The organism is Halorubrum salipaludis, assembly GCF_002286985.1.
GTDB classification, from domain to species: Archaea; Halobacteriota; Halobacteria; order Halobacteriales; family Haloferacaceae; genus Halorubrum; species Halorubrum salipaludis.
Genome location: NZ_NSKC01000003.1, coordinates 451,881 through 465,074, shown reverse-complemented (window position 1 = coordinate 465,074; position 13,194 = coordinate 451,881). Strand labels below are relative to the sequence as shown.

The window sequence follows — 13,194 nt, the reverse complement described above, 5'->3', positions numbered from 1 at the left end:
AGGCGGTTACCGCGCCTCAACGGTTTCGACGATCTCGCCGTGGAGCTCGGCCTCCCCGCCGGTCGGGGTCGCGAGGGTCGTGCCGCAGACCGCGCACGACACCGTCGAGGAGGCTTTGCCGAAGACGACCTGTTCGTTCTCGCAGTCGCCGCAGGCGACGCGGTGGAAGCTTCCCGCCATGCTTACTCCTGGAACGTGAGCCGGCCGGCGCGCCAGCCCTCGCGCATGTGGGCCTTGCCGCAGTCGCCGCAGCGGTACTTCAGGTGGGTCTTCTTGGTCGGCTTGTCGCCACCGGGCACCTTCGAGTACCCGCCGGCGTTGCCGATCGTCGCGAGCGCGCGGCGTCGCTGGCGCGCGTCGCGTTTCATTCCGGTCGCCCGACCCGATCGAACCTTTTCCACTTCGTGCTCCTGGTGGGAGTCACAGTGTGGACAGTACGTGTTGAAACGACGTGGCATCTCCATGGATATCGACCTTGAGTCGCGGTTCGTCGCCGACGCTTAAAACGGGTTTGGTCTTGCCCGCGGGCGGCGGTACCCTCTCCCTCGAGCCACCGCCGACGCGGTGGCGCGCCTCCCGCTCACCCCTCCCACTCCGCGACCGCCCGCACCGGCGACCCGTCCCCGTCGCGGAGCCGGAGCGGGAAGGCGTACAGCCGGAACCGCGGAGGGAGGTCCTCGAGGCCACAGAGGTTCTCGACGATCGGCAGCGAGTCGCCGAGGAGGGCGTCGTGGGCGGGGGTGCCGTCGGGCTCCGCGTCGCGTGAGCCGTCAGGTCCGGTCGCCGCCGGGCCGGGCGGCGTCGGGTCCGGGCCGAGCGCGTCGAGGCCGACGCCGACGCCCAGCTCCCGGCACCGCTCCGCGGCCGCCGCGGTCAGGTACGGGTGATCGCGGTACCGGTCCGTGCCCCAGTGGGCCGCCCAGCCGGTCCGGAGGACGAGGAGGTCGACCGCGGGGTCGAGGGCGGTGGCGCCGGGGGTACCCGGGTCGCCGGCGTCCGGGTCAGGCAACGCCTCGGCCCCGATCGGCTCCCGCGGCTCCAGCGGCCGGCAGTCGACGAGGCGGGCGTCGAAGGCGAACCGCCCGGCGTCGACCCCGTCGATCGTCTCGCCCCCCGGGAGCGTGTGCCGCGGCGCGTCGACGTGGGTCCCCGCGTGCGTCCCGGTCCGGAGCTCGCTCGTCGCGTAGCCGTCCGCCTCGTGGGTCGCGTCCGGCGCGAGCGTCACGTCCGGGTCGCCCGGATACGTCGGCATCCCCGTCTCGATCGGTCGCGAGAGATCGCGGAACACGGTGACCCCTGACGCCGACGCCTCATAAACACCGGCGGCCGGTCGTCTCGGCCGGGACCGACCCTTCGGCGGCGGACGGCCGAGCGCTCCGGTGGGGTATATACCGAAATAGAGACCGACCGACACGTATATTGAAACATTACGGTGGGAAGATACAATTACTCCATAAATATAAGAATTATAAAACTTCATGCCGGCTTCGCCGACACTCGCAGTCGCATGGTGGACATGAACCGCCGAGGGTTGATGCGTGCGTCAGTCGCCGCCGCGCTGGGAGCCAGCGTCGCGGGCGTAGCGAGTGCGGAGGAGGTACCGGAGTCGGACACGCCGGGCGCACCGAGCGTCCAAGGGGACCTGAAGCGACTCTCGACGACGGCGTTCGGCGCGGAGGTGACGGGCCCGTTCGTGTTCGAGGACGGGTCGCTGTTGTACAGTCTCCAGCACCCCGACCAGAGCAATCCCGGAAAGTTCGGGCGCGCCGCGGTGGGCTACTTCAGCGGGTTCCAGTTCGAGTTCGACGGCCGAAACGACGACTTCCCGGAGGTCGGCGTTCCGGACACCGAGGAGAAACAGCGGAAGGTGCGGTCGGAGGTCGGCGATTACGAAATCCTGTTCCAGGGACGCGAACCCATTCAGAACGGCAGCGAGAGCCTGGGCGTTTGCCAGACGCCCGACGGAACCTCTCTCAACGAGATCGGTGGCGGCTTCGGCACCAGTCCGGACTGCAACCAGTTCGTTCCGACGAACGCCGAGGGGACCGAGGGGTATCTGTTCACCAACTGGGAGGGGTACCCCGGTTGCATCACGCGGGTTCCGATCAGCCAGGACGACAGCGGCGAGTGGAGTGCGGACACGGGGTCTGACGAGGCGCTCAACCTCCCCAACACGGAGGCCTTCCGCGACATCGGCGGGACGCGGGTCAACTGTTACGGCGACCTCAGTCCCTGGGAGACGATGATCTCCTCCGAGGAGGACTACGGACACCCGGCGGTCTCCCTGAAGCACACGCCGAGCGACCTTCTCGAAGCCGACGGCGGCGAGGGGATCCTCGGAGCCAGACACTTCTGGAACAGGCCGAATCCGACCGAGGCCACGGACGCGATCAACGCCTACGCCGACGACGGCGATATCGCCGAGTCGTGGTATCCGCAGGGCGGCTGGGCGCTCGGTGGCATCGAGCTCCTCGCGTACTATCTCGGCGCGGAGCGCTCGGACGGGGAAGACGGGAGCAGCACGGACCCCATCGGCGACGTCTATCCGAACCCGTACCGCTACGGCTACCACGTCGACATCCGCGACCCGGCGGCGGACGAGCCCACGCCGATAAAGTACTGGGTGATGGGCCGGGCCGCGTGGGAGGCCCCGGACATCCAGGGCGACCGCCGAACCGTCTACGGCTGTTCGGACGGCGACAGCAAGGGCATCTACAAGTTCGTCGCCGACGAGCCGATCGACGAGTACGACGACACCGACGACGTCGCGGGGACGCTGTTCGCCCCGAAGATCACCAACGACGCCGCGAGCGTCGAGGACGCCGGCGAGCGGAACTCCCCCGCACAGACGCCCCTCGACGTCGAGTGGATCCCGCTCGGAAGCGCTACCAACGGCGAGGTCGCGTCCTGGATCGCCGAGTACGACGACGTCACCCAGATCGAGTACATCACGGAGCACACCGAGTACAGCGAGGACGAACTCGGCACGGACGTCGCGATCGGTGAGGCGATCAAAGAGGCCGACCTCGAGGTCATCGAGAACGGGAACCAGAACTACGTCACCGTCGAAGAGATCGTCGAGTGGGCGTCGCAGTACGAGGAGAACGGCCCGGACGGCGTCGACGAGGAGCTCCGGCGCGTCCCCTTCGTGGAGACCCGCGCGGCGGCCAAGGAGATCGGCGCCTCGATCGAGTTCAACAAGGCCGAGGGGGTCGACAGCGTGGACGACTCCGAGCCCGGCGACTTCGTCTACTTCGGCATCTCCGAGTTCAACGACGCGCTCGCCGACGACGAGGGCGACGTGCAGATGGACCGCGTCGACGGCGGGGTCGTCTACCGCGCCGAGCTGGAGCCGGACTACAACGTCTCGACGCTCGAACCCGTGATCACCGGGCCGGACTTCACCGACACGCCCGAGGACGCCGACGACGCGCTCCGCAACATCGACAACGTGTACACGATGCGCGACGGGCGCGTGCTCTGCTGTGAGGACGGGTTCGGCGGTCCCGCCCGCTCGTATCCGAACGACGGGCTCTACGTGTTCCAGCCGCACGTCCGCCTCGACGTCAGCTCCGTCGCGGTCGGGCAGGGCAACGCCGTCGAGGCCGAGGTCGTCGCACGGAACGTCCCCGAGGGCCTCGCGGGCGGCGAGTTCACCGTGAGCGTCGCCGACCCCGAGGTCGTCGGCATCACGAGCGCGAGCTACCCCGACGAGGTCGGGCTCTCCGAGCCGCCGACGATCTCCGGTGACGGCGAGACGGCCTCGTTCCGGTTCGCCGACATCGACGACGCGATGGAGCCGGCCGACACCGACTTCACGCTGGCGACGGTCACGCTCACGGGCCGGGGCGCGGGCGTCACCGACATCGACACCGAGGGGGCGCTCGACGACGACGACGGCGAGCCCGTCGAGGTCGAGGCGCGCTCCGGGCTCGCGATCACCGGACCCGCGAACATCGGATCCGGCGGCAATCCCCCGACGGACCCCGACGGCGACGGGTACTACGAGGACGTCAACGGCAACGGTCGGGTCGACTACGCCGACGTGGAGCTCCTGTTCCGGAACCTCGAGAGCGACAGCGTCACGTCGAACGCGCGGGCGTTCGACTTCAACCAGAACGACCGGCTCGACTTCGACGACGTGGTGAGCCTCTACGCGGAGGTCAACTAGTCGGACCGACGCGCTCCCGCGGATCCGTCAGGTCTCCCGCCCGGTTCGGCCCGGATCTACATCCGGGCCTGCGCCACACCCGCCCCCGCTTCGCTCTCCCGAGACACCCACCCAGACACGCCAATGACGAAACGCACCCAGACGCGCTCCGACGCCTTCGAAACGCCAGCTCGTCCGACGGTGGCGGCCCTCGCGGTAGCGCTCGCGGCGCTCGCGCTCCTCGGCGCGGGGGCGAGCCTCGCGGCGGCCCAGCCCGACGACCCGGCGGTGAGCGTCACCGACGCGGAGCTCTCCCAGTCCGACACGGCCACCGTCGACGTGGTGCTCACGTCGGCGCCGGACGGGCTCGCCGGCTACAACCTCGAACTGACCGTCGACGACCCCGACGTGGCCCGCATCGAGTCCGCCAGCTACCCGGACCGGTTCGATCTCACGACCGATCCGGAGATCGGCGAGTCGGGTGAAACCGTCGTGCTCGAAGCGGCCGACATGGGGTCGACCGTCGACGCCGGCGCGACGGACGTGACCCTCGCGACGGTCGAGATTGCCGGCGACGCGCCGGGCGAGGCCGAACTGACCGTCGACCCGCAGCAGGTCGACGACAACGAGGGAGACCGGCTCCGGCCCGCGTCCCGGGCCGGGACCCTGACCGTCACGGGATCGGGGGCGGCGTCCGGCACTGAGAGCGCCGAGTCGTCCTCGGCGGGACCGGTCGAGGAGCTCGCCGGGAGCGGCGACGGCCCCTCGCTCGGCGTCGTCGTCCTGCTCGGCGCGCTCGCCGCCGTCGGCGCGCTCTCGGCGGTCGCCGTCGCCCGCCGGCGATCGTGAGCGCCGCCGCGGACTCCGGCGACCGCGGGTCCCGCGGACACCAGCGATCGGCCCTCCCCCGACGCGAAGCGACCACCAGACCACGATGTCACGAACGAACCACACGACCGCCGACGACCCGGCGAACGGCGACGCACCGATGAACGGCGACACTACGAACGACGCCGCTACAGACGCCGACACCACAGACGCCGCGGAGGACCGCGACCGGACGATACACGCGTCTTACGCCTTCGGCGTGCGGATACGCGAGGAGGCCGCCGGAGACGGCGATCCGGTCTACCGGTTCGAGGCCCCGAACCACGAGGGGATCGCCTTCGACGACCCCGAGGCCGCGGAGCTGTACGCCGACGTGTACTTCGACGTGAACGGGTTTCAGGAGGCCGGAACCGGCGACCGAGGGGTCCCGCCGGCGATCATCCAGGCCGGCCGCGACACGCTCGTCGGCTACCTGCTCACCCAGCCGGAGACGGGTCGGAACTGGGTCGCCTCGTACTACGGCGAGAAGCCCGAGAAGATCGACCGCTACGTCGCCCGCGTTCGGAAGCGCGCCCGGCTGATACGCGAGCGGGCCGCGGACCGAGGCGTGGCGGAGAGTGAGGGCTGAGCCCCGACGGCCTTCCGCCTCCCGAACGTATTTCCTCCGCCCGCCGCTGGATGGGGGCATGTCGGAACTCCCGCTCGACGCCTACTACGACCTGACGCAGATCGGCGAGGTCGCCGTCTCCCCGTCCGGCGACCGCGTCGCCGTCACCGCGACCGAGTACGACCAGGCCGCCGACGAGGCGGTCACCTCCCTCTTCGTCGTCCCGACCGACGGCTCCCGTGACCCCCATCGCCTGACGAGCGCGTCCGGCGCCTCCGCGCCGGCCTGGGGGCCCGACGGCGACCGCCTCGCGTTCCTGGCGGCCCGCGACCGCGACACCGAGCGGCGAGTGGGGTGGCGGGACCGCGACGAGGACGCAGAGGGGGACGCGGACGACGGCGAGGAAGCCGACGATGCGGACGACCCCGACGACGAGCCCCTCGGAAACGGCGACGAGGAGCCGAAGCCGCAGGTGTGGCTGTTCGACCTCGCCCTGGGCGGCGACGCCAGACAGGTAACGGACCGCGACGAGGGCGTCGCCGGCTTCGACTGGTCGCCCGACGGCGACCGACTGGTGATCGAGTCGCGCGACCCGACCGACGAGGAGTCCGAGTACCTCGATCAGGTGCGCGAGGAGGGCGGGCCGATCGAGACGACCCGGCTCCAGCACAAGGTGAACGGCGCGGGGTGGACCGACGACGTGACCACGTACCTCTTCGTCGTCGACCTCGACGACCCCGACGGCGACCCCCGTCGACTCGACGACGCGTACGGCGGCGGCGCGTTCCAGGACGTCGCCGGCATGGACCCCGCGTGGGGCGAGGACGACCGGATCGCGTTCACGTCCTGCCGACTCGATCGACCCGACGACACCACCGTCCGGGACCTCTACGTCGTCTCGGCCGACGGCGGCGACGCCGAGCGACTCACGGACGGCGACCTCACCCACGGGGCGCCGGCGTGGCGACCCGGCGGCGGGGGGATCGCGACGGTCGCGAGCAATCCGAACGACCCGCCCGCCCCGGCGGCGGTGTACCTGACCCCGGACGACTCAGGCGACGACGGCGCGACCTCCCTCACCGCCGACCTCGATCGAACGGTCGCGCGCGGCGGCGAGCCCGAGTGGGTCGACGGCGCGGTCTACGTCCGGATCGCCGACGAGAGCAGCACCCGGCTGGCCCGCGTCGATCCGGGCGACGACGGGGGCGCCGCCGGCCCCGACCCGACCGTCGAGCGCGTTTTCGAGGCGCAGGGGCGCGGCCGCGCCATGGCCGGGTTCGACGCCTCGGCCGGCGGGTCGACGGCGGCGATGGTCCTCTCGGACCCCGAGGCGGGGAGCGACCTGTACGCGGTCGACGTCGACGACCTCGACGCGGCGAGCGATGGGCGCCGCGCAGGTGACGACGCGGCGACCGATGGGCGCCGCGCAAATGACGACGCGGCGGCCGAGCCCGACTCCCTCCGGCGGCTCACCCGCGTCAACGAGTCGCTCACCGACGAGTTCGCCATGCCGACGGCCCGGCGCGTCGAGTGGGAGTCCGACGGCTGGACGATCGACGGGGTGCTCTACCACGGTCCGGACGTGGAGCCCGAGGACGGCGACCACCCGCTGGTGGTGGCGATCCACGGCGGCCCGATGTCGTACGACGAGCCGGTCTTCAGCTTCGCGCACGCCGCGCTGACCAGCCGCGGGTACCTCGTGCTCCGGCCGAACTACCGGGGCGGCACCTCACGTGGGCGCGAGTTCGCCGCGGAACTGACCGGGGCGTGGGGGACTGCCGAGGTCGACGACATCGCGGCGGGCGTCGCGTCGCTCGCGGACCGCGGTTGGGTCGACCCGGACCGCGTGTTCGGCCACGGCTTCTCGTACGGCGGGATCGCGCAGGGGTTCCTGGTCACGCGGGAGCCGGACCTGTTCGCGGCGGCCGCGCCGGAGCACGGCATCTACGACCTGCGGTCGGCGTTCGGCACCGACGACACGCACACCTGGCTGGAGACGGAGTTCGGGCTCCCGTGGGAGGATCAGGAGGCGTACGACGCCGCGACCGCGGTGCTCGACGCCGGGAACATCGAGACGCCCCTGCTGGTGATGGCCGGCGGCGAGGACTGGCGGTGCCCGCCCTCGCAGTCGGAGCAGCTGTACGTCGCGGCCCGCAAACAGGGCGTCGACGCCGAACTGGTGGTCTATCCGAACGAGCACCACAACGTCGGCGACCCCGACCGCGCGATCCACCGGTTAGAGAAGATCCTCGACTGGTACGAGACGCACGACCCGGCGGTCGAGGACGACGGAGACGGCGACTGAGTCGGAGCACCGGCCGGAGCCTCGTTCAGTGCTCGACGAACTCCACGAGCACCCCGCCCGTCGACCGGGGATGGAGGAAGGCGACCTCGTGCCCCCACGCCCCCGGACGCGGCTCCTCGTCGACGAGGTCGATCCCGAGGTCGCGGGCGCGGTCAAGCGCTCCCGAGACGTCGTCGGTCGCGAGCGCGACGTGGTGGATCCCCGGCCCCTCGCGGTCGAGGTAGTCGGCGATCGCGCCGCCGGCGGTCGGTTCGAGCAGCTCGAAGTAGCCGCCGCCGTCGAGTTCGAGGAAGACGACCGCCATCCCGTCGAACGTCTCCTCGTGAGCGACCGGCGCGTCGAGCAGGCCGTCGAACAGGTCGGCGAGGTCGGCGGCGTCGCGCGTGGCGACGCCGACGTGGTCGAAGCGCATGGCTCCCGGATCGAGCGCCGCCGACTTATAAGGACCGAGCGGAAGCCGGCGTCGATATTTAAGTCGAATCCCGTCGAACCGCGCGGCATGGAGCTCTCCAACACGGATTCGATCGCCGGCAAGGAAGTGGTCGAGACGCTCGGCGTCGTCCGCGGGAACACCGTCCGCGCCCGCAACGTCGGCCGCGACATCACACAGGGTCTCCGCAACCTCGCGGGCGGCGAGCTGAAGGGGTACACCGAGCTGATGACCGACGCCCGCAACCAGGCGCAAGACCGGATGGTCGAGGAGGCCGAGGCGCTGGGCGCCGACGGCGTGATCAACGTCCGGTTCACCACCTCCTCGATCGCCGACAGCGGCGCGGAGATCCTCGCGTACGGGACCGCGGTGCGGCTACGCTGAGTCGGAGCCCGTCGCCGTGAGGCGGTCCTGGAGCTCTTGGGCTAGCTCTTCGTCTATCTCGCGCAACCGGGCCACGAGCTCGTCTGTGACCTGCTCGTCGACGCGCTCCTCCACTTGCTCGTCGACGCGCTCCTCCACTTGCTCGTCGACACGCTCCTCCACTTGCTCGTCGACACGCTCCTCCACTTGCTCGTCGACACGCTCCTCCACTTGCTCGTCGACACGCTCCTCCACTTGCTCGTCCACCTCGTCGGCGACCCGGTCCGAAACGGTCGCCTCGACCTCCGAAGGGACCTGCTCTTCGACCTGCCGTTCGACCTGCGTTTCCGCCTCGTCGGGAACCCGCTCGGCGACCGCCTCGGCGGCCTCCGCCGCGACCTCCTCCTCCAGAACGCGCTCGTAGATCGTCATGTTCTCCCACACGCGGAGGAAGTAGCCGAAGACGAGACCACCCTGAAACGCCGCGACGCGCGGATCGGGTCCGACGAAGAGGAGGTAGCCGAAGCCGAGACTGAAACCGATCCCGTAGACGACGTCGATGTAGAACTGCGTCTGTCGTCCGGACAGATCCATACGTGTACGTTCGGCGACTGAACCACTTTACTACTCCGCCGGGAGGGCGTTCCGTCGGTGGGGCGCTCCGACGGGCCGGGGCGATGCAGAATGCACTTGCGTTCGGCTCCTCTACGCGGTACCGATGGCTGTCGGTACGGCGTTCGTCGTCGGTGTCGGTATCGCCTGCTTCGTCGCGTACAACGTGGGCGGGGCGACGACCGGTCCGGCGTTCGGCCCGGCGGTTGGCGCGGATGTCGTTTCGAAGCGCGGGGCGGCGATCCTGATGTCGGTCTGTTTCTTCCTCGGCGCGTGGACGCTCGGCCGCCGCGTGGTGACGACCCTCGGTGAGGGGTTGGTCCGTGACCCGAGCGTGTTCACGCTGACCACGAGCATCGGCGTGCTCTTCTTCATCGGCGGGGCGCTCCTGATCGGGAACCTCTCGGGGGCTCCGGCGTCGACATCGATGACCGCCGTGGGCGCCATCGCCGGGCTCGGGCTGGCATCCGGCGAGCTGAACGCGGCCGTGGTGGGCGAAATCGCGGTGTGGTGGATCGTCTCCCCGGTCGCCGGCTTCTGGATCTCGCTCGTGGTCGGCCGGTACCTCTACCCGTACGTCGTGCGGATTGTCTCGATCGACCGGTCCGAGGGACCGCTGTTAGTCGTCGACGCCTCTGGTCCGATCCCGCTTCCGGCCCCCGCTCCAGAAACGACCCGACGGGAGCTCGTCGGAACCCTTTCGGTCATCGGCATCGGCTGCCTGATGGCGTTCAGTTCGGGCGCGAGCAACATCGCGAACGCGATCGCACCGCTGGTCGGGAGCGGTCGGCTGGGGATGAACGCCGGCATCCTGATCGGCTCGGCGGCCGTCGCGGTCGGCGCCTTCACCATCGCTCGCCGGACGATGGAGACGCTGGGAAACGACATCGCCGACCTCCCGCTGACCGCCGCGATCGTCGTCGCCGTCGTCAGCTCCGGGCTCGTCGTGCTCCTCTCGGCCCTCGGGATCCCGGCCTCGTTCGTCATCATCGCGACCCTGAGCATCGCCGGGCTCGGATGGGGGCGGGCGTCGCGCACGTTCACCGTCGAGGAGGCGGTCCGCGGCGACATCGTCGAGGGCGTGAGCGTCGACACTCTCGCCGCGGAGGCCGGGGGACCGACGGTCACCGAGCCCGACCGCGAGACGCCGAGCGCAGAGCCGTCCCCCGTCGGCGACGCGGACGCGCCGACCGACGACTCGCTGTTCGATCCGGCGACCACCGTTCGGGTCGTCGCCATGCAGCACCTCGTCCCCGCGCTGGCGACGGTCGGGTCGTACGCGACGTTCCGAGCGCTCGCGGTCGTGTGACGGCGCTTCGCCGTCTCCGGGTCAGCGCCCCGGCTTGTACTCGCCGAACTCGTCGCGGAGTACGTCCGAGACCTCCTGGACCGTCGCGTACGCCTTCACGGCGTCGACGACGTGGGGCATCACGTTCTCGGAGCCCCGCGCGGCCTCGCGCAGCGACGCAAGCGCGTCGTCGACGGCGTCGTCGTCGCGGTCGGCCTTCACTTCCTGGAGGCGTTCGCGCTGGTTCCGCTCCTGTTCGGGGTCGACCTCCTCTAAGTCCATCTCCGGCTCCTCGTCTACCGCGTACTCGTTGACGCCGACGATGACGCGCTCGCCGTCCTCGATCTCGCGCTGGCGCTCGAAGGCCACGTCTTGGATCTGTCGCTGGACCCACTGGCTCTTGACCGCCTCCAGCATGCCGCCGCGGCGGTCGACCTCCTCCAGTATCTCGAAGGCGTCCTCCTCGATCCCGTCGGTGAGGCTCTCGACGTAGTACGACCCCGCGAGCGGGTCGATCGTGTCGGCCGCGCCCGACTCGTGCGCGAGTATCTGCTGGGTGCGGAGCGCGGTGCGGACCGACTGCTCGGTCGGGAGCGCGAGCGCCTCGTCTTTCCCGTTCGTGTGGAGGCTCTGGGTGCCGCCGAGCACCGCCGCGAGCGCCTGATAGGCGACCCGGACGACGTTGTTCTCGATCTGCTGGGCGGTGAGGGTGGAGCCGCCGGTCTGGGTGTGGAACTTGAGCTGCTTCGACTTCGGGTTCTGCGCGTCGAAGCGCTCGTCCATGATCTGCGCCCACATCCGGCGGGCGGCGCGGAACTTCGCGGCCTCCTCGAAGATGTTGTTGTGGGCGTTGAAGAAGAAGGAGAGCTGGGGGGCGAACTCGTCGACGTCGAGCCCGGCGTCGATCGCGGCCTCGACGTACTCGATCCCGTTGCCGAGCGTGAACGCGACCTCTTGTGCGGCGGTCGAGCCCGCCTCGCGGATGTGGTACCCCGAGATGGAGATGGTGTTGAAGTTCGGCGTCTCGGCGGCGCAGAACTCGAAGATGTCCGTGATGAGCCGCATCGAGGGCTCGGGCGGGTAGATGTAGAGGTTCCGCGCGACGTACTCCTTCATGATGTCGTTCTGGATCGTCCCCCGGAGCTGTTCGCGCGGGACGCCCTGTTTGTCCCCCATCGCGACGTACATCGCGAGGAGGACGCCGGCGGGGGCGTTGATCGTCATCGACGTGGACACCTCGTCGAGGGGGATCCCGTCGAAGACGGTCTCGAAGTCGTCCAAGGTGTCGATGGCGACGCCCGACCGTCCCACCTCGCCCTCGGCCATCGCGGCGTCGGAGTCGTACCCCATCTGGGTCGGGAGGTCGAACGCCATCGAGAGCCCGGAGGAGCCCTGATCGATGAGGTAGTTGAAGCGCTCGTTGGTCTCCCTCGCGGTCCCCATCCCCGCGTACTGGCGCATCGTCCACAGCCGCCCGCGGTGCATCGTGGAGTAGACGCCGCGGGTGTACGGCTCCTCGCCCGGGAAGCCGGCGTCCTCGCGGTAGTCGTGGTCGGCCACGTCGGCGGGCGTGTACAGCGGGTCGACCTCCTGCCCGCCCGTGTCCGTGGTGAACGACTCCGTGCGCTCCCCGAACCGGTCGACCGTCTCGCCGTAGGTCCCCTCCTCCCACGACTCCTTGGCGTCGCGGATCGCGTCCAGTTCCTCAGGATCGTACATTGGTAAACGGGTCTCGCGAGCGCGACTTAACACTTTTCGGGGGCGTGGGTCCGAACCGGCACCGCGAACCGCCGACCTCCCGCCGACGGGCGGTTTCAAGTGCCGTCCGGTCGAACGCGGACCATGGACGTCCTCCCCGACGCCACCGAGCGCTTCCTGGCCGCGACGGCGCCCGAGCACACCGCGACGCAGGCGGAGATGGCCGCCCTCGCGGACGACTGGGGGTTCCCCATCATCGGCCCGGAGGCGGGCGCGGTCCTCCGGCTGCTCGCCCGCCTGACCGACGCCGATCGCGTCTTCGAGTTCGGCTCCGGCTTCGGCTACTCCGCGACGTGGTTCCTCCGGGGCGGCGCCGACGCCGTGATCTGCACCGAGTTCGACGAGGATGAGGCCGAGCGCGGCGTCCGGTTCGCCGCCGACGGCGGGTACGCCGACAGCGTCACCTTCGAGGTCGGCGACGCGATGGAGACGGTCGAGCGCTACGACGGTCCCTTCGATGTCGTCCTCATCGACCACCAGAAGGGCCGGTACGCCGAGGCGTACCGCACCGTCCTCCCGAAGGTCCGAACGGGCGGCGTGATCGTCGCCGACAACATCACCCGCGGGCCGATCGACTTCGGCGACCTCGTCGCGCACTTCGAGGACGGCGCGCCGCTGCCGGACCCCGAGGTCGACGGCGAGACGCGCGGCATCGGCGAGTACGTCGGGACGGTGCGCTCCGACGACGCCGTCGAGACCGCGATCCTCCCGGTCGGTTCCGGGATCGCGGTGTCGACGAAGGTGGAGTGAAGAGCGGGCGTCGTGGACTCATTATAAGCAAACTGCTGTCGGCGCGTGCCTCCGAGGCCGCCTCGCGGCCGAGGAGCACGCGCGAGGGAGTCAGTCGTCGGAG

General features: G+C 70.3%; 13 protein-coding genes. 7 read left to right on the top strand and 6 right to left on the bottom strand.

Annotated elements, in window-relative coordinates; genetic code table 11:
- Positions 1-6 precede the first annotated feature (6 nt).
- The 3 genes from CK500_RS07850 to CK500_RS07840 form a co-directional block, all read right to left on the bottom strand.
- Entirely contained in the window at positions 7-180 is a 174-nt protein-coding gene (locus CK500_RS07850) for a 30S ribosomal protein S27e (RefSeq protein WP_004050354.1), read from the bottom strand.
- Positions 181-182: 2 nt separating this feature from the next.
- Positions 183-464, bottom strand: a complete 282-nt coding sequence (locus CK500_RS07845) for a 50S ribosomal protein L44e (RefSeq protein ID WP_053771189.1) — start codon at positions 462-464, stop codon at positions 183-185.
- 116 nt (positions 465-580) lie between these two features.
- Positions 581-1,288, bottom strand: coding sequence for a cyclase family protein (locus CK500_RS07840; protein ID WP_095636679.1), 708 nt, complete (start codon positions 1,286-1,288; stop codon positions 581-583).
- A gap of 219 nt (positions 1,289-1,507) precedes the next feature.
- Between CK500_RS07840 and CK500_RS07835 the strand changes: the two genes are divergently transcribed.
- From CK500_RS07835 to CK500_RS07820, 4 genes are all read left to right on the top strand, one after another.
- Positions 1,508-4,171 (top strand): alkaline phosphatase PhoX, encoded by a 2,664-nt coding sequence (locus tag CK500_RS07835; protein ID WP_095636678.1) that lies wholly within the window; start codon positions 1,508-1,510, stop codon positions 4,169-4,171.
- Between the two features lie 123 nt (positions 4,172-4,294).
- Positions 4,295-4,999, top strand: a complete 705-nt coding sequence (locus CK500_RS07830; protein ID WP_095636677.1) for a hypothetical protein — start codon at positions 4,295-4,297, stop codon at positions 4,997-4,999.
- A gap of 85 nt (positions 5,000-5,084) precedes the next feature.
- Positions 5,085-5,606, top strand: coding sequence for a hypothetical protein (locus CK500_RS07825; RefSeq protein WP_095636676.1), 522 nt, complete (start codon positions 5,085-5,087; stop codon positions 5,604-5,606).
- Positions 5,607-5,664: 58 nt separating this feature from the next.
- Positions 5,665-7,890, top strand: coding sequence for a S9 family peptidase (locus tag CK500_RS07820; protein ID WP_095636675.1), 2,226 nt, complete (start codon positions 5,665-5,667; stop codon positions 7,888-7,890).
- Positions 7,891-7,915: 25 nt separating this feature from the next.
- Here CK500_RS07820 and mce read toward each other — a convergent pair whose 3' ends face one another.
- Positions 7,916-8,302 (bottom strand): methylmalonyl-CoA epimerase, encoded by a 387-nt coding sequence (gene mce / locus CK500_RS07815; RefSeq protein WP_095636674.1) that lies wholly within the window; start codon positions 8,300-8,302, stop codon positions 7,916-7,918.
- 87 nt (positions 8,303-8,389) lie between these two features.
- On the opposite strand from mce, the gene CK500_RS07810 reads away from it, so the two are divergent.
- The gene (locus CK500_RS07810) at positions 8,390-8,704 is read left to right on the top strand and encodes a YbjQ family protein (RefSeq protein WP_095636673.1); all 315 of its coding nucleotides are present in this window, start codon (positions 8,390-8,392) and stop codon (positions 8,702-8,704) included.
- Here CK500_RS07810 and CK500_RS07805 read toward each other — a convergent pair.
- On the bottom strand, positions 8,696-9,277 hold the full coding sequence (locus CK500_RS07805; RefSeq protein ID WP_198951526.1) for a hypothetical protein: 582 nt from the start codon (positions 9,275-9,277) through the stop codon (positions 8,696-8,698). The two genes, CK500_RS07810 and CK500_RS07805, sit on opposite strands and share 9 nt — an antisense overlap.
- A 124-nt stretch (positions 9,278-9,401) precedes the next feature.
- Here CK500_RS07805 and CK500_RS07800 point away from each other — a divergent pair, with 124 nt between their 5' ends.
- Positions 9,402-10,604, top strand: a complete 1,203-nt coding sequence (locus CK500_RS07800) for an inorganic phosphate transporter (RefSeq protein WP_095636672.1) — start codon at positions 9,402-9,404, stop codon at positions 10,602-10,604.
- Between the two features lie 21 nt (positions 10,605-10,625).
- On the opposite strand, the gene CK500_RS07795 is transcribed toward CK500_RS07800, so the two are convergent.
- Positions 10,626-12,302, bottom strand: coding sequence for an acyl-CoA mutase large subunit family protein (locus CK500_RS07795; RefSeq protein ID WP_095636671.1), 1,677 nt, complete (start codon positions 12,300-12,302; stop codon positions 10,626-10,628).
- A 123-nt stretch (positions 12,303-12,425) separates the two neighbouring features.
- On the opposite strand from CK500_RS07795, the gene CK500_RS07790 reads away from it, so the two are divergent.
- Positions 12,426-13,091: an O-methyltransferase gene (locus CK500_RS07790; protein WP_095636670.1), complete on the top strand. Its 666-nt coding sequence runs from the start codon at positions 12,426-12,428 to the stop codon at positions 13,089-13,091.
- Positions 13,092-13,194: the final 103 nt, after the last annotated feature.

What these genes read in the sequence shown, in the direction of transcription:
- CK500_RS07850 (WP_004050354.1), bottom strand. Translation starts at nt 180, where the DNA reads ATGGCGGGAAGCTTCCACCGCGTCGCCTGCGGCGACTGCGAGAACGAA.
- CK500_RS07845 (WP_053771189.1), bottom strand. Translation starts at nt 464, where the DNA reads ATGGAGATGCCACGTCGTTTCAACACGTACTGTCCACACTGTGACTCC.
- CK500_RS07835 (WP_095636678.1), top strand. Translation starts at nt 1,508, where the DNA reads ATGGTGGACATGAACCGCCGAGGGTTGATGCGTGCGTCAGTCGCCGCC.
- CK500_RS07830 (WP_095636677.1), top strand. Translation starts at nt 4,295, where the DNA reads ATGACGAAACGCACCCAGACGCGCTCCGACGCCTTCGAAACGCCAGCT.
- CK500_RS07825 (WP_095636676.1), top strand. Translation starts at nt 5,085, where the DNA reads ATGTCACGAACGAACCACACGACCGCCGACGACCCGGCGAACGGCGAC.
- CK500_RS07820 (WP_095636675.1), top strand. Translation starts at nt 5,665, where the DNA reads ATGTCGGAACTCCCGCTCGACGCCTACTACGACCTGACGCAGATCGGC.
- mce (WP_095636674.1), bottom strand. Translation starts at nt 8,302, where the DNA reads ATGCGCTTCGACCACGTCGGCGTCGCCACGCGCGACGCCGCCGACCTC.
- CK500_RS07810 (WP_095636673.1), top strand. Translation starts at nt 8,390, where the DNA reads ATGGAGCTCTCCAACACGGATTCGATCGCCGGCAAGGAAGTGGTCGAG.
- CK500_RS07805 (WP_198951526.1), bottom strand. Translation starts at nt 9,277, where the DNA reads ATGGATCTGTCCGGACGACAGACGCAGTTCTACATCGACGTCGTCTAC.
- CK500_RS07800 (WP_095636672.1), top strand. Translation starts at nt 9,402, where the DNA reads ATGGCTGTCGGTACGGCGTTCGTCGTCGGTGTCGGTATCGCCTGCTTC.
- CK500_RS07795 (WP_095636671.1), bottom strand. Translation starts at nt 12,302, where the DNA reads ATGTACGATCCTGAGGAACTGGACGCGATCCGCGACGCCAAGGAGTCG.
- CK500_RS07790 (WP_095636670.1), top strand. Translation starts at nt 12,426, where the DNA reads ATGGACGTCCTCCCCGACGCCACCGAGCGCTTCCTGGCCGCGACGGCG.